The sequence below is a fragment of the Streptococcus parasanguinis genome, assembly GCF_040908565.1.
Classification (GTDB): Bacteria; Bacillota; Bacilli; order Lactobacillales; family Streptococcaceae; genus Streptococcus; species Streptococcus parasanguinis_AC.
Window position 1 is genome coordinate 13,435 of the sequence record NZ_JBDGEA010000008.1, and the last position, 24,088, is coordinate 37,522.

The 24,088-nt window shown below is 42.6% G+C and carries 28 protein-coding genes; 23 read left to right on the plus strand and 5 right to left on the minus strand.

From position 1 onward, the window contains the following. From AB5Y61_RS05195 to AB5Y61_RS05205, 3 genes are all read left to right on the plus strand, one after another. Positions 1–1,065, plus strand: a complete 1,065-nt coding sequence (locus AB5Y61_RS05195; protein ID WP_368403399.1) for a hypothetical protein — start codon at positions 1–3, stop codon at positions 1,063–1,065. A gap of 201 nt (positions 1,066–1,266) precedes the next feature. After that, positions 1,267–2,487 (plus strand): DNA cytosine methyltransferase, encoded by a 1,221-nt coding sequence (locus AB5Y61_RS05200; RefSeq protein ID WP_368403400.1) that lies wholly within the window; start codon positions 1,267–1,269, stop codon positions 2,485–2,487. A 77-nt stretch (positions 2,488–2,564) separates the two neighbouring features. After that, positions 2,565–4,139: a hypothetical protein gene (locus tag AB5Y61_RS05205; RefSeq protein ID WP_368403401.1), complete on the plus strand. Its 1,575-nt coding sequence runs from the start codon at positions 2,565–2,567 to the stop codon at positions 4,137–4,139. 69 nt (positions 4,140–4,208) lie between these two features. Here AB5Y61_RS05205 and AB5Y61_RS05210 read toward each other — a convergent pair whose 3' ends face one another. Beyond that, the gene (locus AB5Y61_RS05210; protein ID WP_368403402.1) at positions 4,209–4,823 is read right to left on the minus strand and encodes a TVP38/TMEM64 family protein; all 615 of its coding nucleotides are present in this window, start codon (positions 4,821–4,823) and stop codon (positions 4,209–4,211) included. A gap of 182 nt (positions 4,824–5,005) precedes the next feature. On the opposite strand from AB5Y61_RS05210, the gene AB5Y61_RS05215 reads away from it, so the two are divergent. The 10 genes from AB5Y61_RS05215 (at position 5,006) to AB5Y61_RS05260 (ending at position 12,258) form a co-directional block, all read left to right on the plus strand. Continuing rightward, positions 5,006–5,533, plus strand: coding sequence for a YqeG family HAD IIIA-type phosphatase (locus AB5Y61_RS05215; RefSeq protein WP_045759146.1), 528 nt, complete (start codon positions 5,006–5,008; stop codon positions 5,531–5,533). A 2-nt stretch (positions 5,534–5,535) separates the two neighbouring features. Beyond that, entirely contained in the window at positions 5,536–6,642 is a 1,107-nt protein-coding gene (gene yqeH / locus AB5Y61_RS05220) for a ribosome biogenesis GTPase YqeH (RefSeq protein ID WP_003005850.1), read from the plus strand. A 223-nt stretch (positions 6,643–6,865) separates the two neighbouring features. Next, the gene (yhbY, locus tag AB5Y61_RS05225) at positions 6,866–7,177 is read left to right on the plus strand and encodes a ribosome assembly RNA-binding protein YhbY (RefSeq protein WP_006595720.1); all 312 of its coding nucleotides are present in this window, start codon (positions 6,866–6,868) and stop codon (positions 7,175–7,177) included. A 21-nt stretch (positions 7,178–7,198) separates the two neighbouring features. After that, positions 7,199–7,831, plus strand: a complete 633-nt coding sequence (locus AB5Y61_RS05230) for a nicotinate-nucleotide adenylyltransferase (protein ID WP_368403403.1) — start codon at positions 7,199–7,201, stop codon at positions 7,829–7,831. Continuing rightward, positions 7,828–8,424 carry a bis(5'-nucleosyl)-tetraphosphatase (symmetrical) YqeK gene (yqeK, locus tag AB5Y61_RS05235; protein WP_368403404.1) on the plus strand — a complete coding sequence of 199 codons (597 nt, stop codon included), beginning with the start codon at positions 7,828–7,830 and terminating at the stop codon, positions 8,422–8,424. Before AB5Y61_RS05230 ends, yqeK begins: the two co-directional genes overlap by 4 nt. Beyond that, positions 8,425–8,925 carry a cysteine hydrolase family protein gene (locus AB5Y61_RS05240; protein ID WP_368403405.1) on the plus strand — a complete coding sequence of 167 codons (501 nt, stop codon included), beginning with the start codon at positions 8,425–8,427 and terminating at the stop codon, positions 8,923–8,925. It begins immediately after the preceding gene. A gap of 14 nt (positions 8,926–8,939) precedes the next feature. After that, entirely contained in the window at positions 8,940–9,293 is a 354-nt protein-coding gene (gene rsfS / locus AB5Y61_RS05245) for a ribosome silencing factor (RefSeq protein WP_368403406.1), read from the plus strand. 284 nt (positions 9,294–9,577) lie between these two features. Further along, on the plus strand, positions 9,578–10,318 hold the full coding sequence (locus AB5Y61_RS05250; RefSeq protein WP_277754530.1) for a class I SAM-dependent DNA methyltransferase: 741 nt from the start codon (positions 9,578–9,580) through the stop codon (positions 10,316–10,318). A gap of 6 nt (positions 10,319–10,324) precedes the next feature. Then, complete coding sequence (locus tag AB5Y61_RS05255) at positions 10,325–11,422, plus strand: nucleotidyltransferase (protein WP_368403407.1); 1,098 nt, start codon at positions 10,325–10,327, stop codon at positions 11,420–11,422. Between the two features lie 119 nt (positions 11,423–11,541). After that, positions 11,542–12,258 (plus strand): YebC/PmpR family DNA-binding transcriptional regulator, encoded by a 717-nt coding sequence (locus AB5Y61_RS05260; protein WP_368403408.1) that lies wholly within the window; start codon positions 11,542–11,544, stop codon positions 12,256–12,258. A gap of 52 nt (positions 12,259–12,310) precedes the next feature. Here AB5Y61_RS05260 and AB5Y61_RS05265 read toward each other — a convergent pair whose 3' ends face one another. Genes AB5Y61_RS05265 through AB5Y61_RS05280 form a run of 4 tightly spaced genes read right to left on the minus strand, consistent with a single transcriptional unit; the run spans position 12,311 to position 15,078 of the window. Then, a complete protein-coding gene (locus AB5Y61_RS05265) occupies positions 12,311–12,637 on the minus strand; it encodes a DUF5960 family protein (RefSeq protein ID WP_049472977.1) in 327 nt (108 codons plus the stop codon). Beyond that, positions 12,618–12,989 (minus strand): hypothetical protein, encoded by a 372-nt coding sequence (locus tag AB5Y61_RS05270; protein WP_368403409.1) that lies wholly within the window; start codon positions 12,987–12,989, stop codon positions 12,618–12,620. The genes AB5Y61_RS05265 and AB5Y61_RS05270 overlap by 20 nt, the downstream gene beginning before the upstream one ends. Beyond that, positions 12,986–14,398, minus strand: coding sequence for a Y-family DNA polymerase (locus AB5Y61_RS05275; protein WP_368403410.1), 1,413 nt, complete (start codon positions 14,396–14,398; stop codon positions 12,986–12,988). Before AB5Y61_RS05275 ends, AB5Y61_RS05270 begins: the two co-directional genes overlap by 4 nt. Positions 14,399–14,400: 2 nt before the next feature. Next, positions 14,401–15,078, minus strand: a complete 678-nt coding sequence (locus tag AB5Y61_RS05280; protein ID WP_021152744.1) for a helix-turn-helix domain-containing protein — start codon at positions 15,076–15,078, stop codon at positions 14,401–14,403. 159 nt (positions 15,079–15,237) lie between these two features. Here AB5Y61_RS05280 and asnA point away from each other — a divergent pair, with 159 nt between their 5' ends. The 10 genes from asnA (at position 15,238) to AB5Y61_RS05330 (ending at position 24,052) form a co-directional block, all read left to right on the plus strand. Next, entirely contained in the window at positions 15,238–16,230 is a 993-nt protein-coding gene (asnA, locus tag AB5Y61_RS05285; RefSeq protein WP_003014342.1) for an aspartate--ammonia ligase, read from the plus strand. Positions 16,231–16,478: 248 nt separating this feature from the next. Further along, entirely contained in the window at positions 16,479–17,018 is a 540-nt protein-coding gene (rsmD, locus tag AB5Y61_RS05290; protein WP_302692889.1) for a 16S rRNA (guanine(966)-N(2))-methyltransferase RsmD, read from the plus strand. After that, a complete protein-coding gene (gene coaD, locus AB5Y61_RS05295) occupies positions 17,008–17,496 on the plus strand; it encodes a pantetheine-phosphate adenylyltransferase (RefSeq protein WP_368403411.1) in 489 nt (162 codons plus the stop codon). The genes rsmD and coaD overlap by 11 nt, the downstream gene beginning before the upstream one ends. Further along, positions 17,480–18,562, plus strand: coding sequence for a SepM family pheromone-processing serine protease (locus AB5Y61_RS05300; RefSeq protein WP_368403412.1), 1,083 nt, complete (start codon positions 17,480–17,482; stop codon positions 18,560–18,562). The genes coaD and AB5Y61_RS05300 overlap by 17 nt, the downstream gene beginning before the upstream one ends. 168 nt (positions 18,563–18,730) lie before the next feature. Further along, complete coding sequence (ccdA2, locus tag AB5Y61_RS05305) at positions 18,731–19,441, plus strand: thiol-disulfide oxidoreductase-associated membrane protein CcdA2 (RefSeq protein ID WP_315377421.1); 711 nt, start codon at positions 18,731–18,733, stop codon at positions 19,439–19,441. 26 nt (positions 19,442–19,467) lie between these two features. Then, entirely contained in the window at positions 19,468–19,788 is a 321-nt protein-coding gene (locus AB5Y61_RS05310; protein ID WP_006596806.1) for a hypothetical protein, read from the plus strand. Positions 19,789–19,856: 68 nt separating this feature from the next. After that, positions 19,857–20,417 (plus strand): redoxin family protein, encoded by a 561-nt coding sequence (locus AB5Y61_RS05315; RefSeq protein ID WP_368403413.1) that lies wholly within the window; start codon positions 19,857–19,859, stop codon positions 20,415–20,417. Between the two features lie 11 nt (positions 20,418–20,428). After that, on the plus strand, positions 20,429–21,550 hold the full coding sequence (gene msrB, locus AB5Y61_RS05320; RefSeq protein ID WP_368403414.1) for a peptide-methionine (R)-S-oxide reductase MsrB: 1,122 nt from the start codon (positions 20,429–20,431) through the stop codon (positions 21,548–21,550). A gap of 58 nt (positions 21,551–21,608) precedes the next feature. Then, positions 21,609–22,343: a response regulator transcription factor gene (locus AB5Y61_RS05325; protein ID WP_368403415.1), complete on the plus strand. Its 735-nt coding sequence runs from the start codon at positions 21,609–21,611 to the stop codon at positions 22,341–22,343. Further along, positions 22,340–24,052, plus strand: a complete 1,713-nt coding sequence (locus AB5Y61_RS05330; protein WP_368403416.1) for a sensor histidine kinase — start codon at positions 22,340–22,342, stop codon at positions 24,050–24,052. The genes AB5Y61_RS05325 and AB5Y61_RS05330 overlap by 4 nt, the downstream gene beginning before the upstream one ends. Positions 24,053–24,088 lie beyond the last annotated feature (36 nt).

Sequence of the window (24,088 nt, forward strand, 5' to 3'; positions counted from 1 at the left end):
ATGAATAATGAATACAGTCTTGCTTTTATGTTATATCAATTGTTATATACCGATTATACAGAATGGGATGATAATATTGAATTTTATGATGCTGAGATTAAAAAATTAATGAGTTGCGATGAAGAACAACAAAATTATCTTTTCTATCAAGCTAAAGATATAATCTTAAGAACAAATATCAGCGATCGTATTACAGATGAAATTTTAGATAAATTATGGACAAAACGAAATGAAAAAATCACAGATTTTTATTGGTTTAATCAGTTTGGTAGAAGGCATCAAATGTCAGAACTAAAAATTGTATATGTTCAATGGTTATTATCAGGTAAAAAATTTTCATTCTCAAGCAGACTTAACTTTATATACGATTCATTCAGCTTTGGTAATGTAGTAAAAAGTGCGAAGAACAGTGAAAAATGTATAAAAGCCTCTGCTGATAAATTACATTGGAAACGTGTTAGAAATAAAGAGAAAATTGATAACTTCTGTAGAGAATATTTGCTTCTTACTGATAAGTTAGATTCAATTTTCACAAATGATTTTTATTCGTACAAGCAAAATGATATACAATTATCAGTTGAATATCTTTTGAATACAAATAAAGTTAACCTATCAAATGTAATAGAAGATCTATCAGTATCAAGTTTATTACGTCTAGAGCGGATATTAAGCTATAGGGACTACCGTTATAATCGATATTTCAGCTATACTAGTAGAACAATTTTTGATGCTGTAACTTCTAATAGTCCATTTTATTGGTCCGGTGGAGAAGGAGTATTAGAATTTTATATTCTCAAAATTTTTGATAGTTCTTATGATGATTTATACAGATACCCCCAATTTTTAGATGAATTTAAACGTAGATTGATATCTACATTGAATTTACATAATGTTACAATCAATGAGTATGTTGAATTAATTTCTGAAAAAGTTTCAACCATAGATAGTATTTCTATATTCCAAAAAGAAGAAATAATTTGTAAATTGAATGATCTCTTATACAATACTGAAACAAAAAATAGTCAGAGTAGGCTAGATTATAAGAAACCGTACAGATATAGGTAGATATACTCAGTATCTTGTTTTAATATATGTAACATACAGATAAACGTTCCTCTCTGGAAAGAATATAATTTAAAAAACAACAATTAATTAAAAAATATTTCAATATTTGATGCTGTTATATCTTTTTGAATGAAAATTATGATTAAATAAATTATTCATGTTATACTAGAAAAGTCAATCTTTTAGAAAGCAGGTTACTACATGACAAATTCTGTAAGTTCGAACCGACCTGGGAAGTACAACATTGCAGCTTTCTTCTCAGGTGTTGGGGGAATTGAGTTGGGATTTGAACAGACCAACGAGTTCAGAGTGGTGTATGCCAATGAATTTGATAAGTATGCGCGTCAGACTTATCGTTTAAATTATCCAAATACACATTTGGATAGTCGTGATATTCATGCGGTACAGCCGGAAGACATTCCGGCTGAGCGCGTGGATGTGATTATGGGAGGTTTCCCTTGTCAGGCCTTTAGTATTGCGGGTTATCGCAAGGGCTTTGATGATGATCGTGGCGATCTATTTTTCGAATTGCTTCGCATGATTGAGGGGCGTAGACCTCGTGCCATTTTCATCGAAAACGTCAAGAACATGGTCGGCCATGACCATGGCAATACCTTCAAGGTTATTCGTGAGGCTTTGACTGAGAACAACTACTTCATCAAGTGGAAGGTACTCAATGGGAAAGACTATGGAAATATCCCACAAAACCGTGAGCGGATCTACATTGTTGGTTTTGATACCAAAGAAGCTTATGATTTGTTTGAGTTTCCAGAGGAAATCAAGCTGACAACGACCTTGGCTGATGTTATTGATTTTGGTGCCAAGCCAGATGAAGCCTACTATTATCGAGAAGGTAAGCAAAATTTCTATGCTGACCTCAAGGCCAATGTGACTAGTCAAGATACGGTCTACCAGTGGCGTCGTCAATATGTTCGTGAGAATAAAAGTGGCGTTGTTCCAACCTTAACGGCCAATATGGGAACTGGTGGGCATAATGTTCCATTGATTTTGACTGACAGTGGGGAGATTCGGAAGTTAACACCGAAGGAAACCTTCAATGTACAAGGTTATCCAAAGACCTTTAAGTTGCCTGAGGGGGTTTCCAATGGTCAACTCTATAAACAGGCTGGAAATAGTGTGGTCGTCCCTGTGATTAAACGCATCGCGGAGAATGTTGCCAAGGCCTTAAACGAGAGCCAAGGGCAGTCTCAACTGGATCGCTCCGGAAAATTCGCGATTATCTATACCAAGATGAATGGCCAGTTTGAAGGCCAGTCTTATGTGAAAGATTTTGTCTCCTCTTATGAGGAAGCAGAGAAGAAAATTGCTTCCTATGAGGATGGGCTTGCAATTTTATCTGATGAAGATTATTTCAGATTGGTAAAAAAACGTGGCAATTTAGAGTTTTACAGCATTATTTAACGAATTATATAAGTGAGAGGACTAGTGAAAATCTAGTCTTCTTTTGATATACTTAAATAAGAAGTGAGGAATGAATGATGTGGGAACACTTAAAACAAGAACAAAAAGAGAAATATAAGACTCTCATTACCAATTTTGCTAGTCTGAGTGAAGCATTTTCTCAAAAGGCAGAAGCCGAAGATTCTAATGATCGAGAAAACTATGTTGCTCCGATAGTCAATTCAAAATTCCAAGAGACTGTTTTCCAAAAAGCTTTTCATGCTGTTGGTGAGGATATTGCCAACACCTCCTATGATGCTTCGCTGGTCGTTGATAAGCAACATAAGTATTTGGTTGGGATTAAATCCTTTGGTTTGGATTCAGGGGATCAAAAGATTGCTCAGTTCAAGAAAGATTCACAGTCTTGGAATGAGTTATTGAGCGAAATTCGATTTCATGCTGATAGTTCACCGGACAAGGAAACAGCTGATAAAGAAAATGATGCCCGATATGAAAAACTGGCCCGTGAGATTGCGACCTTGCGAAATCAACGGATTGAATCATCCAAAGCACTCATAAAGGGGTTTCATTCTGATTCTAGTCATGTAGAAGCCGTCTATCATGTCTTGATGCCGACCTCGAAAGGTCACAAACCTCAGATCCATGTGGGAGAGACGACTTATTTGCCCGTTGATCTAGACCATCTCAAGATTTTAGGCTCGACAACCAAGAACAATCCGACAAATTTCCGTTTCACAGACGGTCATCATGACTACAAGTACACGGCCGCAGATAGTCAGCTCCATATGACCTTTAGGAATAAGGAGATTGTGGTTGATACTTGGGATGTGAATTATGTCGAAGATCCCTTTTATCTCTTTGAACACCTTCACTTATTGACCTCAGAAAAAAGTGATTCGGAGATTCTTGAGACGGTTTCTTGGGTGATCACAGATAAGCACGGAAATGTAGAAGAAAATTCGGGCTTTAACGCCTTTAATGGTGGATCAAAATTGGCCAAAAAAGATCGCTTGCCACGGATTTTAAAGATTCAGGACAAATTTAAAGACAGTCTCGCTCCAGAAGAACTAGCTTTTGTGACCTTTTCTTTAGAAGAAATCCTCTTGAAAAAATGGTCTACCAAGGAAGAAAAAGCCCAGATGAAATCTGTTCGCGAGGACTTGATTCGCTGTGTACACGAGACGGGGAATGAAAAACTAATCAAAGAAATTGAACAGCTGGTGTATCGTCCAGTCAGTGAAGTGTATATTCCTCTTCCAGACTCCAAACATTTTCATGAGGAGCGTCCAGACTTTTTTGGTAAAGATATTGGAAGGTTTGAGCCAGGTACAAGTAAACTTGTGCTCCCAAAAGAAGAACGGACCTTTAAGCTACGATTTTTATCATCAGGTGATGTGATTACTGCCTATATCAACCAAGAAGCTGGGAAGGCCATTCAATCAACTGATAAGCAAGAAATTCTTGGTAATTGGATTCTTCGTGGGGTCTTTCAGCTAAAAGATAGAGAGATCTTAACGGGTAAGAAACTTTCTCAGCTAGAAATCAATGGTATCCGTCTTTCCAAATTCAAAAACGGTGAAATTGGTATTGACTTTATCTGGATTGATGTGGACAATCCTCCTGCAGATGCGATTGGTTGGGTTGCGAAATAGAGAGTAATAAACTATTCATAGGACTACAAAAACACCACCTCCTAGTCAATTAGGAGGTGGTGTTATGCTTTAGACCATTTTCCAGAAATAATCGATGATATAGGTTAGGCCGTAGGTGTAGATGACGAGAGTGATGGGTTTGCAGAGGATGATGATGGTCATGTAGCGTTTGAAGGTCATATTGGTCAGACCTGCCAGCATACAGATAAAGTCGGCAGGACTAATTGGCCAAATCATCATGAAGATGAAGAAACGATCAAAACGCTTGTCTTCGTTGAGCCAGTTAATATACTTGTCGTAGGTTTTCTGACTGACCATGGATTGGACGAACTTGGGCCCGTACATTCTGGCGAGATGGAAGATGATGGCACAGCCAATGACGATGCCGATGTAGTTGTAGATGGTCCCAATGATGTGGCCATAGATAAAGACACCAGCGACAGATGTTAGAGCGCCAGGAATAATAGGCACCACTGTCTGGAGGATCTGAAGAAAGATAAAGAGAGGTGGTCCGAAGATTCCAGCTTGGAGAATAAAAGCTGACAAGGTTTCTTTGGATTGAAGGATTCCAGAAAAGTAGGCCCAGATACAAAAGGCCAAGGTCCCAAGAGCCCCAATGATGGATGACCAATTAATGATGCGCTGGAGAAGAGGTGAGACATCTTTTAAGTTTGTTTGTTTCATAAAAAATTCCGAGTTCTTTTTCTTCTACTATATCATGTTTTTGGAACTTTGTAAGGATTTTGTCTATTTTTTGAGCAGTGAAATTGACCTGATTGGAGTCTGTCGCTGTTTTAGTCGTGAAGCGGGTGCAAAATGGGCCTTTTTATGCTACAATGAAAGGAGTATAAAAAATGGAGAAAAACGTGTCAATCGAAAATTACAAACCAGATTTTGCGGTGGAAGCAGCCTATGATCTCACCGTTGCAGACTTGAAAAAACAGGGCATCAAGGCAGTCCTTGTGGATTTGGATAATACCTTGATTGCTTGGAACAATCCGGATGGTACTCCTGAGATGCGTCAGTGGTTGCATGACCTTCGTGATGGAGGGATCCGGGTTATCGTGGTGTCTAATAATAGTCCCAAACGGGTCAAGCGCGCTGTCGAGAAATTTGATATTGACTATGAAGCCTGGTCGCTCAAGCCCTTTACCTTTGGGATTGATCGGGCCCTCAAACGTTTCCACTATGAAAAAAATGAAGTGGTCATGGTAGGGGATCAATTGATGACCGACATTCGAGCAGCTCATCGGGCGGGCATTCGTTCGATTTTGGTCAAGCCTTTGGTCGAGCATGACTCCATCAAGACGCAGATCAACCGGGCGCGTGAACGCCGTGTCATGAAGCAAATGGCCGAAAAATATGGTCCGATTGTATACAAAAAAGGAATTTAAGAATGGAAGAATTATTCTGTATTGGCTGTGGAGCCCCCATTCAGACAGAAAACAAAGAGGGGCTAGGCTATACTCCCCAATCAGCTCTTGAAAAGGGCTTGGAAACAGGCGAAGTTTATTGCCAACGCTGTTTCCGTCTACGTCACTATAATGAAATCACAGATGTGCATCTGACAGATGATGATTTCCTAAAGCTCCTTCACGAAGTAGGGGATAGTGATGCACTCGTGGTTAATGTAGTCGATATTTTTGACTTTAATGGATCCGTCATCCCCGGCTTACCCCGTTTTGTAGCAGGAAATGATGTGCTGTTGGTCGGAAATAAAAAGGATATCTTGCCCAAGTCTGTCAAGGATAGCAAGGTGACCCATTGGTTGATGGAGCGAGCCCACGAAGAAGGCATGCGTCCTGTCGATGTGGTCCTCACCTCTGCCCAAAACAAGAGTGCTATCAAGGATTTGATGGAAAAAATTGAGCAGCACCGTAAGGGACGTGATGTCTATGTGGTAGGTGTGACCAACGTTGGGAAATCGACCCTCATTAATGCAATCATCCAAGAAATCACAGGGGACAAGGATATCATTACGACTTCTCGCTTCCCAGGGACAACACTGGACAAGATCGAAATCCCACTGGACGATGGATCCTACATCTACGATACACCTGGGATTATCCATCGCCACCAGATGGCCCACTACTTGACGGCGAAAAACCTCAAGTATGTCAGCCCTAAAAAGGAAATCAAGCCCAAGACCTACCAGCTCAATCCAGAACAAACCCTCTTCTTGGGCGGCTTGGGACGCTTTGACTTTATCAAGGGAGAAAAACAAGGTTTTACCGCCTTCTTTGACAACGAACTCAAGCTTCATCGGACCAAACTCGAAGGAGCGACGGCCTTTTATGACAAGCATGTAGGTAGCTTATTAACCCCCCCTAATAGCAAGGAAAAAGAAGAATTCCCACCCTTGGTTTCTCATGAGTTTACCATCAAGGACAAGACAGACCTGGTCATCTCAGGACTCGGCTGGATCCGCGTCAATGGGGAAGCAAAAGTAGCTGTGTGGGCACCAGAAGGCGTCGCCGTCGTCACCCGCAAAGCTATTATTTAAAAATATGAAATAGAATGAAAATGAAGAGTGAACGAAGTGAGCTCAAATAGGGATCGTTATTGCCGTGGTGTAGTTGCCAATCGATCGATTGGCAAGGGCAAAATGGAGACCAAGGCTCCATTTTGAGGTAAGGAAATCCATTTTTCAAAGATGAGATCTTTGAAAAATTAGTTCCGACCGTCCCCACCACTTAAAATAACGATCAAAAAAAAGGAAGTAAAGCATGACATTAACATCTAAACAACGGGCTTTTCTCAATAGCCAAGCCCACAGCCTCAAACCCATTATCCAAATTGGGAAAAATGGGCTCAATGACCAAATCAAAACTAGTGTTCGTCAAGCGCTAGACGCTCGCGAACTGATCAAGGTGACCCTCCTTCAAAATACGGACGAGAATATCCATGAAGTAGCGGAAATCTTGGAAGAAGAAATCGGTGTGGATACGGTTCAAAAAATTGGACGCATCCTCATCTTGTATAAACAATCAAGCAAAAAAGAAAACCGGAAGATTTCAGTCAAAGTAAAAGAAATCTAAGAGACACAGGAGAGCAAACCTATGGCAATTGAACTATTGACTCCCTTTACCAAGGTAGAGTTAGAGCCAGAGATCAAAGACAAGAAACGCAAACAAGTTGGTATTTTGGGTGGGAATTTCAATCCGGTCCATAATGCCCATTTGGTCGTTGCGGATCAAGTGCGCCAACAATTAGGGTTAGATAAGGTGCTCTTGATGCCTGAGTATGAGCCACCGCATGTCGATGCCAAGGGGACGATTTCAGAGCACCATCGCCTCAAGATGCTGGAATTAGCCATTGAAGGCATTGAAGGTCTTGAAATCGAGACGATTGAGCTTGAGCGCAAAGGGATTTCCTATACCTACGATACCATGCTCTTGCTCAATGAACGAGATCCAGACACAGACTATTACTTCATTATTGGTGCAGATATGGTGGATTATTTACCCAAATGGCATCGTATTGATGAATTGGTGGAGATTGTGCAATTTGTCGGAGTACAGCGACCACGCTATAAGGCAGGGACTTCTTATCCGGTGATCTGGGTGGATGTTCCCCTAATGGACATCTCCTCTAGTATGGTGCGCGATTTTCTTACCAAAGGTCGGACGCCGAATTTTATGTTGCCAAAACCAGTCTTGGATTACATCAAGAAAGAAGGATTGTATCAATGACCTATGAAAACTACCTAGGCTTTTCTCGTGAGGTCTTGCTTGAAAAAATGCGTCAAATCCTGCCAGAAAAACGTCTAACCCACTGTTTAGGGGTTGAGAAGGCCGCGCGTGACTTGGCCAAACGCTATGGAGCCGATGAAGAGCAGGCTGGCCTAGCAGGTTTGTTGCATGACTATGCCAAGAAATTATCGGATCAGGAATTTTTGGACTTGATTGATCGCTATGAGCTAGATCCATCATTAAAAAACTGGGGCAACAATGTCTGGCATGGGATGGTCGGGATTTATAAGATCCAAGAAGATCTCGGATTGACAGATCCAGCCATTCTTCGCAGTATTGAGATTCACACAGTGGGGAGTGGACAGATGTCAACCTTAGACAAGATTGTCTATGTAGCAGATTATATTGAGCATAACCGGGCCTTTCCAGGGGTGGATCAAGCGCGGGAAATCGCTCAAGTCTCCTTGGATCGTGCCGTGGCCTATGAAACGGCTCGCACAGTCGAACACCTGGCTCACCAAGGATTGCCGATTTATCCCCAAACCCTTGAAACCTACAATGCCTTTGTGAAGTATTTGAAAGAGGAGCAGTGAGTGAAAACAGCTTTAATCATTATTGATGTACAAAATATCCTCGTGGAGACAGGTTTTGAGACAGATAAGCTCTTAGAGAAGATTGCTTATTTGCAAGATCAGGCAAGAAAACAGCAGATTGAAATCATCTACATGCAGCATATTGAAACGCCAGAGGCTTTAACTTCAGAAGATTGGCAGTTATCGCCTCTGTTGAAGAGACAGGCGAATGAAAAGGTATTTCAGAAGCGATACAATAGTATGTTTAAAGAGACAGGATTAAAAGAATACTTGGATCAACAAGGGGTTGAACAACTGGTCCTGTGTGGCATGCAGACAGAATATTGTGTCGATACATCTATCAAAGTGGGATTTGAATACGGCTATAAGCTGGTCGTTCCAGAAGGAGCTGTTACAACCTTTGATGGAGAGGACATCCCAGCAGAAACGCTTAATGAATTTTATGAAAATATTTGGGCAGAACGTTTTGCGAATGTCTTAGACTACAAAACAATTTTTTAAAGAAAGAGAACTAAATGAAAGAAAAAGAATTACTTGAACTTGTTGTTAAAGCTGCTGATGAAAAACGTGCAGAAGATATTGTGGCTTTGGATGTTCAAAGTTTGACCAGCGTGACGGATTACTTTGTTATCGTAAGCTCTATGAACAGTCGTCAGTTGGAAGCGATCGCAGAAAATATTCGCGAGAAAGTCGTTGAAGCTGGTGGCAATGCCAGCCACATCGAAGGTAACTCAGCAGGAGGTTGGGTCCTTCTTGACTTAGGTGGTGTGGTGGTCCATGTCTTCTCAGAAGAAATGCGTGCTCACTATAACCTAGAAAAACTATGGCACGAAGCAAATGCTGTCGATCTTTCAGCAACCCTAGCATAAGCAGCTAAACTCAGTTGGTAGCAACTGAGTTTTGTTGGTTAAATTGAAATTCTATGGAAAGAAAGGATAGGGCCTCGTGTTAAGTTAGTTTGGTAACGGAACACGAGCCAAAAGCTGAGAGAAAGAGAAAAATTCTCTCTTTGCTTTTAAGGCTCTTTGTATCTTAGAAAGGATTTGAACCTGTCCTGTAATCCTCGGAAAATAGATAGCACTTCTTGGAGCTTAGCTCCATCGTCGTGCTCCTAATTTTCTATCGGATTACGGGCGGACTTGGTATCATGAATATGGCGACTTATGAAACGTTTGCGGCGGTCTATGATGCGGTCATGGATGACAGTCTGTATGATTTGTGGACGGATTTTTCCCTCCGGCATCTCCCAAAGACAAAAGATAAGAAAAAATTACTGGAATTGGCATGTGGAACAGGGATTCAGTCTGTCCGCTTTTCCCAAGCTGGCTTTGACGTAACAGGATTAGACCTGAGTGCTGATATGCTGAAGATTGCTGAAAAAAGAGCTGCTTCAGCTAAGCAGAAGATTGATTTTATCGAGGGCAATATGCTGGACCTGTCACAAGCAGGTACTTACGATTTCGTGACCTGCTATTCTGATTCTATCTGCTACATGCAGGACGAGGTAGAAGTAGGGGATGTCTTCAAAGAAGTCTACAATGCCCTCAATGAGGACGGGGTCTTTATCTTTGATGTCCATTCAACCTACCAGACGGATGAGGTTTTTCCAGGCTATTCTTATCACGAAAATGCCGAAGACTTTGCCATGCTCTGGGATACCTATGAGGATGCGGCCCCTCACTCGATCGTCCATGAGCTGACTTTCTTTGTTCAAGAAGAGGATGGTAGTTTTAGTCGGCACGATGAAGTCCATGAGGAGCGCACCTATGAAGTTTTAACCTATGACATTTTGCTGGAGCAGGCTGGCTTTAAATCTTTCAAATTGTACGCGGACTTTGAAGATAAGGAGCCAACAAAGACCAGCAAACGATGGTTTTTTGTAGCGCAGAAGTAGGCCAGCATGACAGTTACAGGTATTATTGCAGAATTTAATCCTTTTCATAATGGACACAAGTACCTGCTGGAACAGGCAGAAGGACTGAAAATCGTTGCCATGTCTGGGAATTTTGTCCAACGTGGTGAGCCTGCCATTGTAGACAAGTGGACACGGGCGCAGATGGCTTTGGAAAATGGAGCGGACCTGGTGGTCGAGCTTCCCTTTCTCGTAGCTGTTCAGTCGGCGGATCATTTTGCCAAGGGAGCGGTGGAGATCTTGTCCCGTCTGGGAATCGCCCAATTGACCTTTGGGACAGAAGAGGTCTTAGATTACCAAGCGATTGCAACTATTTACTCTGAGAAAGAAGTGGAAATGGAAGCTTTCTTGCGAAGCCTTCCTGACGATTTATCCTATCCACAGAAGACCCAAAAAATGTGGGAAACCTTTGCTGGAGTGGAGTTCACAGGGGATACTCCCAATCATATCCTGGGCTTGGCTTATGCCAAGGCTTGTGCTGGGAAGGAGATTGCGCTCAAGCCTATCCAACGTCAAGGTGCGGGCTACCATTCAGAAGAAAAAGAGGTGGCTTATGCTTCTGCGACTAGTCTACGCCTACACAAGGATGATCAAGACTTTGTCGACAAATTTATGCCTAATAGCCAACTCTTTCATTCGGCTCCACAGGTATCTTGGGAGGATTATGACCAACTGCTTCGTTATCAAATCCTAACCCATCCGGAGCTGACACAGATATTTCAGGTCAATGAAGAGCTGGCCAATCGGATAAAGGATGCCATTCGAAGTGCTAGCTCTGTGGAAGACCTGGTGGAGAAAGTCGCAACCAAGCGCTATACTAAGGCGCGTGTCCGTCGCATCTTGACCTACATCTTGGTAGGGGCGATGGATCAAGCTCTTCCTAATGCCATTCATGTCTTAGGGTTTTCTGCAAAGGGACAAGCTCACCTCAAAGGCTTGAAAAAATCAGTAGAGGTCGTGACCCGAATCGGTAAAGAACCTTGGGATGCCTTGGCCCAGCAAGCAGATCAGGTGTATCAACTAGGCCATCCCCAATTGCCAGAGCAGATCTGGGGGCGGGTGCCAGTGAGACTAAGAGATGAATAATGGATGATTGGAGAGTAGTTCCATCCGGGATGATGCACAAAAAACTCTTCCAAGTCTTATGATTTGTGATATAATATAAAAGATTGAAAATAATTTGAAAAAAATGAAGGAGAATCCTCATGGGACGTAAATGGGCCAATATTGTTGCCAAGAAAACTGCCAAAGATGGTGCCAACTCAAAAGTGTATGCTAAATTTGGTGTGGAGATCTATGTAGCTGCTAAAAAGGGTGAACCAGATCCAGAACTAAATACTGCTTTGAAATTCGTTATTGACCGTGCTAAACAAGCGCAAGTGCCAAAACACGTGATTGATAAAGCGATCGATAAGGCAAAAGGAAACACTGACGAAACCTTTACAGAAGGGCGTTACGAAGGATTTGGACCAAATGGTTCGATGTTGATCGTTGATACCTTGACGTCAAACGTTAACCGTACAGCTGCCAATGTTCGTGCTGCTTTTGGTAAAAACGGTGGTAACATGGGAGCTTCCGGTTCTGTATCTTACCTCTTTGACAACAAGGGTGTTATCGTCTTTGCAGGTGATGATGCGGATGCCATCTTTGAGCTTTTGCTTGAAGCAGATGTTGATGTAGATGATGTCGAAGCAGAAGAAGGAACGATCACAGTCTACACTGCTCCAACTGATCTTCACAAAGCGATCGTTGCTTTGCGTGAATCAGGTGTTGAAGAATTCCAAGTAACAGAATTGGAAATGATTCCTCAATCAGAAGTTGAGTTGTCAGGTGAAGATTTGGAAACATTTGAAAAACTTTACAGCGTTCTTGAAGACGATGAGGACGTACAAAAAATCTACACAAATGTAGATGGATTCTAATCACTCGTAAGGACTGTAGTGAATCCCATAAATTCAGAAAAAGGATAGCTTCTCAGATCAAGCTATCCTTTTTCTCTGTCTGATGAGGATCTATCTTTTGTAAGTGATGGCCTGTATAAGTGTAAATACGGGTCAGGGGTGATTGGGAGAGTGTGGAAACCTTAAAATAGAAATAATGGTCTCGATGATCTCGACTTTTGGTGTGGTGAAGACGAAAGTAGTTTCGCTGGCCTGCTGCCATAGAGTGGAGAATATCGTCTTCTAAAAAGACGAGCGGCGTAGAAGTAGCGGCCCACTTGTAAAAGTCCATCTCAAATTGGTGGTAATTCTCCGAAAAATAATCAAATTGTAATTCGTGTTTAGTCTGAATAGGTTTCATAGGGTGTTTCCTCAGATTCAATAAAAATGATAGAGTCTACGAGGAGACGGTGGTAGTGGCCATCGCTTTTGAGAAGAAGTTCAGAAGCAGATAAGGTGTGAATCGAACCTGTGTAGGTTGCAAAGTGATTTCCCTCTAGAGTTGTGATCGAGATCGTCGTTTGTTGTTGGAAGGCCTGCTCCAGGAGCTGAATCTGTTCAACAAATGGAAGAACCGTGAGCTGACTGCGGTTGATTTCTTTGGTATGCAGGGCAGTTGTGTGCTCAGATAAAAAGAAGCCGGCCCATTTGGCCATGCCACGGTCTTGAAATTCGCGTGCGGATTGATAAGGGAGATAAGAACGGTCGATCATGTTAATCCATCTAAGCCTCCTGCGGAATGTCCGCCTGTTAGTTTACTGCGTGCAATGGCGCGTGAGTTTTCTAGTAATGAGGAGCCTTTCTGAAGAGAGGTAAAGCCAAATTGGTCCCGAATGCGGTCAATCGTCTGCTGGAGTTTCTCCTCTTTTTCCAAGGCTACTGGATCATCGAAGAGAGAAAAGAGTTGAAGAGACTCCTCGACAAGTTCTCCATAAAAAATACCAATCTGGCGAATGGCGCCTCCTTCGTACTTGGAGCGAAAGAGCCGTAGAACCGTATCGGATAAAACCTTGGTGGATTGGGTGGGTTCAATCTTTTGCTGGCAGTGAATGGACGGAAGCCCCTCGATTTTGGAGTAGGAGGCATGAATGGAGACCAATTGGGTCTTCTTTTTTTTCCGTCGCAAGCGAATAGCTACCTGTTCAGCCATCTCTCGAAACACCAGTTCAATATCGGCTTGTAGATGGTAGTCATAGGGCAAGATTTGAGAGTTGCCAATGCCTCGTGATTTCGGACGATAAGGCTTGTGGACATTGCTTTCATCAATGCCATGAGCATGGAACCACAGTTGAAGGCCCATGACTCCGAATTCTTTCTTTAAGAGATCTGGGTGAGCCTGGGCCAGTTCAGCAATCGACGTGATCCCGATCCCTTGCAATCGTTTTTCAGTCCGACGTCCAATGCCCCAAAAATCAGTGAGCTGGGGCAGTTTCCAGACCTTCCTTTCTACATCTTCATAAGACCAATTGGAGCGCATATTTCGACAATGCTTGGCTTCATTGTCCAAGGCTAGCTTGGCAAGAAGGGGATTGGCGTTGCTGAGGCCGATAGTAGAGTAGATTCCAGTTTCCTGCCAGATCCTTTTTTGGATTCTGGCAGAAAGGAGATCCAGTTTTTCCTTTCGAGAGAGGGAGGAATCTGGAATAAAATAATTTAAGGAAGAAGTCAGATCGATAAAGCCTTCGTCAATCGAGTAAGGGAAAATATCATCTGGTGCCGCAAATTCCTGAAAGACCTTCTGAATCTCCATATTGACCTGAATGTAGGCATTCATCCGTGGAGGCACAATCAGAGTCCTCTTGGCCCAGGATTCAATGGATGCAATAAAGGCTGGATCTGTTGGCAATCCTTGTTTTTTAGCGACGTAGCTATTAAATTTTCTGGTTTTGAGATCAAAAGGTAGGTCGTAGCTCCGGCTGACATTTTTCTTGCCGAAGACTTGTTTGAAAACGGGAGAGCTGGCCAAAATCAGGCCGGCTGAATTGTCGCTCCGACTCATGACGCAAAGAGAAGTCGTCAAGGGATTGAGCCCTAGACGGACACATTCACAACTGGCATAAAAACTTTTCATATCCACAAAAGCAATATCAGAATGAGGCTCACGTGAATAATCAAATAGCATATTTACACCTCAAGCGGAAGAAAATGCCCGACCACAATGCCGACGATTTTGGGTTCGTCTTCATAGGGAGCAAATAAATCGTCATAATCAGGGTTGATAGATTCTAAGCGCAAACCTTCCGCTTCCCGATAGACTTTCTTGATATAGGTCTTTCCGTTCCAGATGAGGGCGTAGACCGCCCCATCGTAGTCAAATCCAGTTTGCTTCATGAGGGCAACAGAGCCATTGGGGTAGAGAGGTTCCATCGAATTTCCGGATACCCAAGAAGCAAAGTCATGCTGGATCTCTTGGTCAAAATAGACAGTTTCATAGTCCGTTTCGTTGTCATAAAAGGTGTGTCCTAAACCGGCTGCCAACTCAATCGAAAGAACCTTATAAGCAGTCAAGGAAACAACTTTTTGCTGCTGTTCCAATAACTGGCTGGCCAACTGGTCGACTTTCTTTTGATGAGGTGGGGTTAATAAAGGGTAGGTGTAGAGTGCGGAGTCTTTGTTAATAAAGTAGTCCTCTTTAACGGAGAGGCGCTTGGCCAACCTCCTGAGATTTTTTTCGTGTGGCTCCGCTAAGCCATTCTCCCAACTGGAGTAGGTCTTGCGAGAAATCTTGAGATCCTCGTAGACATCAGCTTGGGTCAAGCCTTTTTCCAGGCGTCTTTCTTTTAGTTTTTTTGCATCAAACATGTCAGTTCTCCTATGTAACGTTTTAAAGGTTACATATAGTTTATCAAAAATGAATCCTTTTTGCAAGAGAAAAATTCAGTTGAAAACGAATGAAAAGACTTGATTTTGATTGAAAAAAGAGTATAATCATTTCTAAAATGTCTATAAATGAGGAACTATATGAAAAAAAGTTTTATCCACCAACAAAAAGAAATTTCGTTTGTTAAAACGACTTTCACACAATATTTAAAAGATAAATTGGACATCATTGAAGTCCAAGGGCCAATTTTGAGCAAGGTCGGAGACGGGATGCAGGATAACCTTTCTGGGATTGAACATCCAGTATCTGTAAAGGTCCTTCAAATTCCTGATGAGACTTATGAAGTCGTGCATTCACTTGCAAAATGGAAACGCCATACCTTGGCACGTTTTGGTTTTGGCGAAGGAGAAGGTCTCTTTGTCCATATGAAGGCTCTTCGTCCAGATGAAGATTCGCTAGACGCTATCCACTCTGTTTATGTAGACCAATGGGACTGGGAAAAAGTCATCCCAAATGGTCAACGCAATATCGCCTACCTTAAAGAAACGGTTGAAAAGATCTACAAGGCAATTCGTTTGACAGAACTAGCAGTAGAAGCGCGCTATGATATTGAGTCAGTTCTTCCAAAACAAATTACCTTCGTTCACACGGAAGAGTTGGTGGAACGCTATCCAGATTTAACTCCAAAAGAGCGTGAAAATGCTATTGCCAAAGAATTCGGAGCCGTTTTCTTGATCGGGATTGGTGGAGAGCTGGCAGATGGCAAACCACACGATGGACGTGCACCTGACTATGATGACTGGACAACAGAATCTGAAAATGGCTACAAGGGATTGAATGGTGATATCCTAGTCTGGAATGATGTCCTAGGTTCAGCCTTTGAGTTGTCTTCAATGGGGATCCGTGTCGATGAAGATACGCTTCGTCGCCAAGTTGCGATTACAGGGGACCAAGATCGTCTCCAATTAGAGTGGCACAAGGCCTTGTTAAACGGTCTCTTCCCACTCACGATTGGTGGAGGGATCGGGCAATCTCGTTTGGCTATGTTCTTGCTTCGTAAGAAACATATCGGTGAAGTCCAAACCAGTGTCTGGCCGCAATCTGTCCGCGATGAATATGAAAATATCCTATAAGGAAAGAAAGAGAGTGGGACAGAAATCGGTCATTCGTTAGAATTCGATTTCGTCGTCCCGCCTCCGCACAGTTGAGTAGGGCTGTAAAAGCTGATGAAATCAGCGTAGTAGAGCCCACTCAACCACTGCGTCTTGCTCGAAAATCCAAAAACAATTGAGAGGCTAGGACTTTTGTCCCAGCCTCTTTTAAATGTCGCTTGACCATATCAAATCGCAATTTTCTGATTTTTTTTGGTATAATGGTCCCTATGAAAATAGTATCTGGAACCTATGGGGGACGTCCCCTCAAAACACTTGAAGGAAAAACAACCAGGCCGACTTCTGATAAGGTCAGAGGGGCTATGTTCAATATGATTGGTCCTTACTTTGACGGTGGAAGAGTGCTGGATCTCTATGCTGGAAGCGGTGGGCTTTCTATCGAAGCCGTTTCTCGAGGCATGTCAGAGGCCGTTCTAGTAGAAAGAGATCGTAGAGCGCAGGAGATTGTAGCAGCCAATATTGCCATGACCAAGGAAAAGGAACGGTTTCAACTACTAAAAATGGAGGCCAAGCAAGCCTTGGGGCTTCTAACGGGCACTTTTGATCTGGTTTTCTTAGACCCGCCTTATGCCAAGGAAGAGATTGTCCGCGATATCGAAACCTTGTGCGAGCGTCAACTCTTGTCAGAAAACATCATGATTGTGTGCGAAACCGATAAACATGTAGAACTTCCTGAGGAAATCGGACAAGTGGGAATCTGGAAAGAAAAAATCTATGGAATTAGTAAGGTAACAGTATATGTCAGATAGAAGTGGATTGTTCACAGGATCGTTTGATCCGATTACCATTGGGCATGTGCAATTGATCGAGCGTGCGAGTCGCTTGTTTGACCGTGTCTATGTCGGAATTTTTTATAATCCGGAAAAAGTCGGACTCTTTTCCATTGAGCAGCGCGTGCGCATGGTAGAAGGGGCCTTGGCTCATTTGGAAAATGTTGAAATTGTGACGTCGACCCAAGAGTTGGCTGTGACAGTGGCGCGCAATCTTGGTGTGGTGACCTTGATCCGGGGCTTGCGCAATGCACAGGATCTGGTTTACGAAGCCAATATGGATTATTTTAATCACCAGTTGGCACCTGAATTGGAGACTATTTATCTCTATGCCCAGCCTCCTTACCAGGCCATTAGTTCAACACGTATTCGAGAGTTGCTGGCTTTTCAGCAGGATATCTCACCGTATGTCCCAGAGAGTGTAATGGAGGAAATTAACGATGACACAAGCGAATAAACCAAGCTTGACCCCTAAAAAGAAAAAAGGACGGTTGAAAGAATACCGATGGCCGATTGCAGGAGTTCTTTTCTTGCTCCTCTTGCTAGCTGCTTTTGTGATTCGCCTTCCCTATTATATTGAGATGCCGGGAACGGCAGAAGATATTCGATCCGTCATGACAGTGGATGGAAAAATAGATACCAAGTCAGGATCATATGATTTTGTAACCGTGGCAGTGAAAGAGGCGACTCCGGCTGATTTGATCTATGCTTGGGCAACGCCTTTTACAGACATCTATTCTGCCAAGGATATGACCGGTGGTAGTTCGAGCCAAGAATTCACGCGGATCAACCAATTCTATATGGAAACCTCGCAAAATATGGCCATCTACCAAGGATTGAAGACAGCTGGCAAAGAAACCCAGATGGACTTTCTTGGTGTTTATGTCATGCAGGTAGCAGATGACTCGACCTTTAAGGGAATCTTGAACATTGCGGATACCGTCACTGGTGTGAATGGCAAGACCTTTAAGAGCTCCAAAGAATTGATTGACTATGTTGGGTCTCAAAAAATTGGTGATCCCATTTCGGTGACCTATATCGAGGATGGACAAACCAAGACCGCAGACGGAAAGATCATCAAATTGTCCAATGGGAAAAACGGAATCGGAATTAGCCTGATCGACCGGACTGAAGCAAAAGGCGATGTTCCTGTCCAGTTTGCGACCCAAGGGATTGGTGGACCAAGTGCTGGCATGATGTTTAGCCTAGCCATCTACACTCAAGTGGCTGATCCAGATCTTCGTCAGGGACGCCATATTGCAGGGACAGGAACCATTAACCAAGATGGAACGGTTGGCGATATCGGTGGGATTGACAAGAAAGTCGTCGCAGCCGATAAAGAAGGAGCAGAAATTTTCTTTGCCCCTAATAACCCTGTTTCCAAAGAAGAAAAGAAAGCTAATCCAAAGGCTAAATCAAACTATGAAACCGCTAAAGATGCAGCAAAACAAATTCATTCGAAGATGAAAATTGTGCCCGTCAAAACCCTTCAAGACGCCATTGATTATTTGAAAAAGAAGTAGAAGTAGAAGTATCTTGTTAGATCAGTCTCGTACTTGAAAGTACGAGGTAGAGTTGGCAGATAGGAAGATTCACCTTCTAATCAAATTCAAGTTTTTGCTTATCAATCTCTCTATTTTTAGAGGGATTTTTTCTTTATACTGGTATCAGAAAGAAAGGGAGGTAGTGAAATGATTCAAACCAGTTTGTTTTCCATTTCAGTATTCTTAGCGGGAGTTCTATCCTTTTTCTCCCCATGTATTTTGCCACTGATGCCAGTCTATGTAGGGATTCTATTGGATTCTGAACGTGTGAAGACAGTTCGGATTTTTGGAAGAGACATTTCTTGGTACGGCTTGGTGAAGACTCTTTGTTTTATCGCAGGTCTATCAACCGTATTTCTCATCCTAGGTTATGGTGCAGGGGCCCTTGGTCAGGTACTCTATGCTCCCTGGTTCCGTTACCTACTAGGAGGGATTGTCATCTTATTGGGAATCCATCAGATGGGCCTCATCAATCTTCAGCAACTCCAAAAACAAAAGAGTATCCAACTGAAGAAGGACGAAAAACGCAATGAATTCTTCAATGCTTTTCTGATAGGGGTCACCTTCAGTTTTGGTTGGACCCCTTGTGTCGGACCAGTTTTAAGTTCTGTTCTAGCCATTGCCGCTTCTGGAGGAGATGGTGCTTTACAAGGCGCTTTCCTTATGCTGGTCTATACATTGGGATTGGCGCTACCCTTCTTAGTCTTGGCTCTGGCTTCTAGCTGGGTTCTACAACATTTTGCTAAACTCAAGCCCCATATGGGAACCTTGAAAAAAATTGGTGGTGCCCTCATCATCTTGATGGGCATCTTGCTGATGCTAGGAAATCTTAATAGCCTCGCATCCCTGTTTCACTAATCTTGAATGATTAAAGGAGAAAAATCATGAAAAAAATTCTTGCACTTTCCATTGCTACACTTAGCATCGTCACTTTAGCAGCTTGTTCTGGACAGAAATCAGATTCAGACATGAAAAAAACGGACGATAGTAGTATGATGAAGAAGGACGATATGAAGAAGGATGACATGAAGGATTCATCTATGTCCGATGATAAAATGAAAAAAGAAGACATGAAAGATTCATCTATGATGTCTGACAGCAGTTCTGAAATGAAGGACGATATGAAAAAGGATGAGATGAAATCCAGTGATTCAGAAATGAAAGACGAAAAGAGTGAATCATCTGATATGAAATCAGACCAATAAAGGACAGTAGGAAGAGGAAGTCGTCTGCTTGGGCGACTTTCTCCCTATTTATTAAAGAGGAGGAAGACATGAAAAAAATAGCCTTAGTAGCGACAGGACTTTTGTGTGTAGGATTGTTAGGGGCCTGCTCTAACCAAGGAATGGAATCATCCAACAAAAGTGAGACTAAGCAGACATCCACAATGGGACCTTCAGAGCAAGCTGGAAAGAAGGTTCAAGAGTTTAACCTGCAAGGAGTAGACGGTAAGACCTACCGCTTATCAGATTACAAAGGGAAGAAAGTTTATCTCAAGTTTTGGGCTTCCTGGTGCTCAATCTGTCTTTCAACATTAGGCGACACAAATGATTTAGCAAAGGCAGAGGAGGGGAAGGATTATGTGGTCTTATCCGTTGTAGCTCCAACCTTTAATGGTGAAAAATCGGAAGCAGATTTCAAAAACTGGTACCAGTCTTTGGATTACAAGGATTTTCCAGTCTTGATGGACAGTAAGGGCGACTTGCTCAAAGAGTATGGGATTCGTTCTTATCCATCGGCACTCTTTATCAATAGCGATGGGACGTTATCGAAGAGTCATATTGGCTATATGAATAAAGAGGATATCCTCAAGACCCTAGAGAACATGCAGTAAGGAGATAGGCAATGGAAACAAAATGGAAACTCATTTCCGTTCTTTTAGTGGGCCTGCTTTGTTTTGGAATCTTTTTCCTTGTCAAAGGATCCATGGCCTTGGATACATCAGATGCGACGACTGAGCAGATAAAAAAAGCGTCCATGAGTCAGACACCAGTAGCAAACAAAAAGAAGGAAGAAAAAGTCAATCCAGAAGACCAACGAGAAATCTATCTAGCTGGTGGTTGCTTCTGGGGCGTAGAGGAATATTTCTCCCGTGTTCCAGGTGTGATCGATGCTGTATCAGGCTACGCCAATGGGAAGGGAGAAACGACCAAGTATGAATTGGTCCCTCAAACAGGCCATGCTGAAACAGTTCACATCACCTACAATGTCAAGCAGGTATCTCTGAAAGAATTGCTCCTGCACTATTTCCGGATTATCGACCCAACGTCGAAGAATCGTCAAGGAAACGATCAAGGGACTCAATACCGAACAGGTGTCTATTATGTCTCTCAAGAGGACCTTCCAACCATTAACCAAGTCTTTGATGAAGTAGCAAAGAAATACGACAAACCGTTAGCAGTGGAAAAAGAGCCACTGACCAATTTCATCCAGGCGGAAGATTACCATCAGGATTATCTAAAGAAACATCCAAATGGGTACTGCCATATTGATGTCAATCAAGCTTCTTATCCAGTGATTGATGCAAGCCGCTACTCCAAGCCAAGTGATGAGGAGATCAAAAAGAAATTGAGCCCAGAAGAGTATGCGGTGACACAAAAAAATGATACTGAACGGGCCTTCTCCAATCGTTACTGGGATCAGTTTGATGCCGGTATTTATGTAGATGTCGTGACCGGTGAGCCGCTCTTTTCCTCTAAGGATAAATTTGATTCTGGATGTGGTTGGCCAAGTTTTAGTCGGCCAATTAGTCCTGATGTGGCGATCTATAAAGAGGATAAGAGTTTCAATATGACTCGGATAGAAGTTCGGAGTCGTGTGGGAAATTCCCATCTGGGCCATGTTTTTACAGATGGACCCAAGGAAAAAGGAGGCCTTCGCTATTGTATCAATAGTTTGTCTATTACCTTCATACCCAAAGCAGAAATGAAAGAAAAGGGCTACGGTTATTTATTAGACTATGTCTGAGACAATTCAGTCTATAATTTGCTATAATAAGTATAGCAAAAACAAGTAGGTGAAAGACATGTACGAGATTATGATTGTGGAAGATGAAGAGTTGATTCGGCAGGGTCTGACTTCCTTAGTCGACTATGAACAGTTTGGAATGACCGTCATTAACCAGGCAGAAAATGGGCGTGAGGCTTGGGAGAAGTTTCAAGAGCAACCAGCCGATATTCTTCTAACCGATATCAATATGCCACAAATGAATGGCTTGGATCTGGCCCATCTCGTTAAAGAGCAATCTCCATCTTGTCATATCATTTTTTTGACAGGTTATGATGACTTTGAGTTTGCGAGAAAAGCCATCAAGTTAGGTGCGGATGATTATTTGCTGAAGCCTTTTTCAAAAGATGATATTGAAGAGATGTTAGCCAAGGTGAAAGGAAAGCTAGACAAAGAGCGAAAGAAAGCGCAAGTCGAAGATTTGGTCAGCCATGGTTATTCGACAGAGTTGGAAGAAGCCATTCATGCTCGTTTAGCAGATTCGCAGTTAACCCTGAAGGATTTGGCCTATCAACTTGGTTTCAGTTCCTCTTATCTAAGTGTATTGATCAAGAAAAAATTGGGACTCCCCTTCCAAGAATACCTCATCCAAGAGCGAATGAAGAAGGCTCAACTCTTGCTTCTCACGACAGATTTAAAGATTTATGAGATTGCAGATCAGGTTGGTTTTGAAGATATGAACTATTTTTCTCAACGCTTTAAGCAGGTTGTTGGGGTGACGCCAAGGCAGTACAAAAAAGGAGAGCATGAATGAAACGATATCCCTTGCTGATTCAGCTGGTCCTCTACTTTTTTCTCTTCATTCTCTTACTTTTTGGTCTCATCGGTAGCCTTTACTATCAAACGAGTTCAGGGACGATCCGCCAGCTAACGGAGCGGACGACAAGAAATAGTATCGACCAAAGTAGTCAGTTTATTACGTCTTATCTAAAAAAATTAAAGCAGACCACAACGGTGCTTAGCAAGGAACAGGCTGTTCAACAATTTGCCCAAGATAAGAGTGCGGATCAAGAAACGGTTCAGCACTTGATGCGAACGATGATTGAAACGGATCCGGACTTGGTCTCTGCGGTCTTGGTGACCAAGGATGGACGTCTGGTAGCGACAGATTCCAAAATCAGCATGCAGACTTCATCAGACATGATGAATGAAAGCTGGTATCAAGAGGCGATTAAGGAAAGGGCCATGCCAGTTTTGACGCCAGCTCGAAAGGAATCCTTGACCTCGGAAAAAGAAAAATGGGTGGTTTCTATTACCCAAGAAGTAGTCGATCAGACTGGTCAAAATCTCGGAGTAGTACGTTTGGATATTGGCTACGATAGCTTACAGGCTTATTTGGATCACCTTCAGCTAGGGAAACAAGGCTTTAGTTTTATCATTAATCAAAAGCACGAGTTTGTCTACCATCCTAAAAAAGCGGTCTATTCCTCCAGCCAAGAGATGCAGGCCATGCAGCCCTATATTGCTGTGACAGATGGCTATGCTAAAGGAGGACAGAATTTTATCTATCAGGTTCCGATTCCAGATAGTGATTGGACCTTGATTGGAGTAGCTTCACTTGAAGGACTTCAGATGCTTCAGTCGCAACTCCTATACTCTTTCATTGGTCTAGGATTACTGGCCTTGATCATGTGTTTAATAGGGCTTGGCTTTGTTCTGCGTTTGTGGATCAAACCCTTACGAGACCTTCAGACCATCATTTTGAGGATTGGATCAGGAGATGCTCACGTGAGGGCTGCAGCCAAAGGATCTCCAGAATTGGTCGACCTCGCTCAAGCTTTTAATGCCATGTTGGATCAAATCGATCATCTCATGCAACAGGTAAAGGAGGAGGAGCAGAACGCACGGCGTTACGAGCTGCGGGCACTTTCGGCTCAGATCAATCCGCATTTTCTCTACAATACCTTGGATACGATTGTCTGGATGGCGGAGTTTAATGATAGTCGGCGCGTGGTTGACATCACCAAATCTTTGGCTCAATATTTTCGACTGGCTCTCAACCAAGGCCAGGAACAAATCCTACTGAGAGACGAAATTGACCATGTCCGCCAGTATCTTTTTATTCAAAAACAACGTTATGGTGAAAAGCTCAATTATGAAATTCTAGAAGATGAACGGTTGGGCGATTATCAGCTCCCCAAATTAGTGCTTCAACCCTTAGTGGAGAATGCGATTTACCATGGCATTAAAGAGATCGATCGGCCAGGTCTCATTCGAGTGACAACTGAAGTCAGTGGAGACTCCGCCTGCGTATCGATTTTTGACAATGGACAAGGGTTTGATTTGTCAGGATCAACAGACCAAACCCTTCTTCGTTTAGGAGGTGTTGGCTTGAAAAATGTGGACCAACGATTGCATCTTCAATTTGGCGAAGCCTATCATATGGAGATTGATTCTAAAGCTAATAGCTATACGAAAATCACACTTTATTTGCCACTTTCATCTGGCGATGAATCTTCATAGAGACAAAGATTGCCTTCTTTGTCTCTTTTTGCTGTC

Excerpts from the sequence above, each read along its gene's own strand:
- AB5Y61_RS05250 (WP_277754530.1), top strand. The coding sequence starts at position 9,578 with ATGGCGACTTATGAAACGTTTGCGGCGGTCTATGATGCGGTCATGGAT.
- AB5Y61_RS05275 (WP_368403410.1), bottom strand. The coding sequence starts at position 14,398 with ATGCTATTTGATTATTCACGTGAGCCTCATTCTGATATTGCTTTTGTG.
- asnA (WP_003014342.1), top strand. The coding sequence starts at position 15,238 with ATGAAAAAAAGTTTTATCCACCAACAAAAAGAAATTTCGTTTGTTAAA.
- AB5Y61_RS05280 (WP_021152744.1), bottom strand. The coding sequence starts at position 15,078 with ATGTTTGATGCAAAAAAACTAAAAGAAAGACGCCTGGAAAAAGGCTTG.
- AB5Y61_RS05315 (WP_368403413.1), top strand. The coding sequence starts at position 19,857 with ATGAAAAAAATAGCCTTAGTAGCGACAGGACTTTTGTGTGTAGGATTG.
- rsmD (WP_302692889.1), top strand. The coding sequence starts at position 16,479 with ATGAAAATAGTATCTGGAACCTATGGGGGACGTCCCCTCAAAACACTT.
- AB5Y61_RS05270 (WP_368403409.1), bottom strand. The coding sequence starts at position 12,989 with ATGATCGACCGTTCTTATCTCCCTTATCAATCCGCACGCGAATTTCAA.
- AB5Y61_RS05195 (WP_368403399.1), top strand. The coding sequence starts at position 1 with ATGAATAATGAATACAGTCTTGCTTTTATGTTATATCAATTGTTATAT.
- yqeH (WP_003005850.1), top strand. The coding sequence starts at position 5,536 with ATGGAAGAATTATTCTGTATTGGCTGTGGAGCCCCCATTCAGACAGAA.
- AB5Y61_RS05200 (WP_368403400.1), top strand. The coding sequence starts at position 1,267 with ATGACAAATTCTGTAAGTTCGAACCGACCTGGGAAGTACAACATTGCA.
- AB5Y61_RS05260 (WP_368403408.1), top strand. The coding sequence starts at position 11,542 with ATGGGACGTAAATGGGCCAATATTGTTGCCAAGAAAACTGCCAAAGAT.
- rsfS (WP_368403406.1), top strand. The coding sequence starts at position 8,940 with ATGAAAGAAAAAGAATTACTTGAACTTGTTGTTAAAGCTGCTGATGAA.
- AB5Y61_RS05300 (WP_368403412.1), top strand. The coding sequence starts at position 17,480 with ATGACACAAGCGAATAAACCAAGCTTGACCCCTAAAAAGAAAAAAGGA.
- yqeK (WP_368403404.1), top strand. The coding sequence starts at position 7,828 with ATGACCTATGAAAACTACCTAGGCTTTTCTCGTGAGGTCTTGCTTGAA.
- AB5Y61_RS05310 (WP_006596806.1), top strand. The coding sequence starts at position 19,468 with ATGAAAAAAATTCTTGCACTTTCCATTGCTACACTTAGCATCGTCACT.
- AB5Y61_RS05210 (WP_368403402.1), bottom strand. The coding sequence starts at position 4,823 with ATGAAACAAACAAACTTAAAAGATGTCTCACCTCTTCTCCAGCGCATC.
- msrB (WP_368403414.1), top strand. The coding sequence starts at position 20,429 with ATGGAAACAAAATGGAAACTCATTTCCGTTCTTTTAGTGGGCCTGCTT.
- AB5Y61_RS05205 (WP_368403401.1), top strand. The coding sequence starts at position 2,565 with ATGTGGGAACACTTAAAACAAGAACAAAAAGAGAAATATAAGACTCTC.
- AB5Y61_RS05255 (WP_368403407.1), top strand. The coding sequence starts at position 10,325 with ATGACAGTTACAGGTATTATTGCAGAATTTAATCCTTTTCATAATGGA.
- AB5Y61_RS05325 (WP_368403415.1), top strand. The coding sequence starts at position 21,609 with ATGTACGAGATTATGATTGTGGAAGATGAAGAGTTGATTCGGCAGGGT.
- coaD (WP_368403411.1), top strand. The coding sequence starts at position 17,008 with ATGTCAGATAGAAGTGGATTGTTCACAGGATCGTTTGATCCGATTACC.
- AB5Y61_RS05265 (WP_049472977.1), bottom strand. The coding sequence starts at position 12,637 with ATGAAACCTATTCAGACTAAACACGAATTACAATTTGATTATTTTTCG.
- yhbY (WP_006595720.1), top strand. The coding sequence starts at position 6,866 with ATGACATTAACATCTAAACAACGGGCTTTTCTCAATAGCCAAGCCCAC.
- AB5Y61_RS05330 (WP_368403416.1), top strand. The coding sequence starts at position 22,340 with ATGAAACGATATCCCTTGCTGATTCAGCTGGTCCTCTACTTTTTTCTC.
- ccdA2 (WP_315377421.1), top strand. The coding sequence starts at position 18,731 with ATGATTCAAACCAGTTTGTTTTCCATTTCAGTATTCTTAGCGGGAGTT.
- AB5Y61_RS05230 (WP_368403403.1), top strand. The coding sequence starts at position 7,199 with ATGGCAATTGAACTATTGACTCCCTTTACCAAGGTAGAGTTAGAGCCA.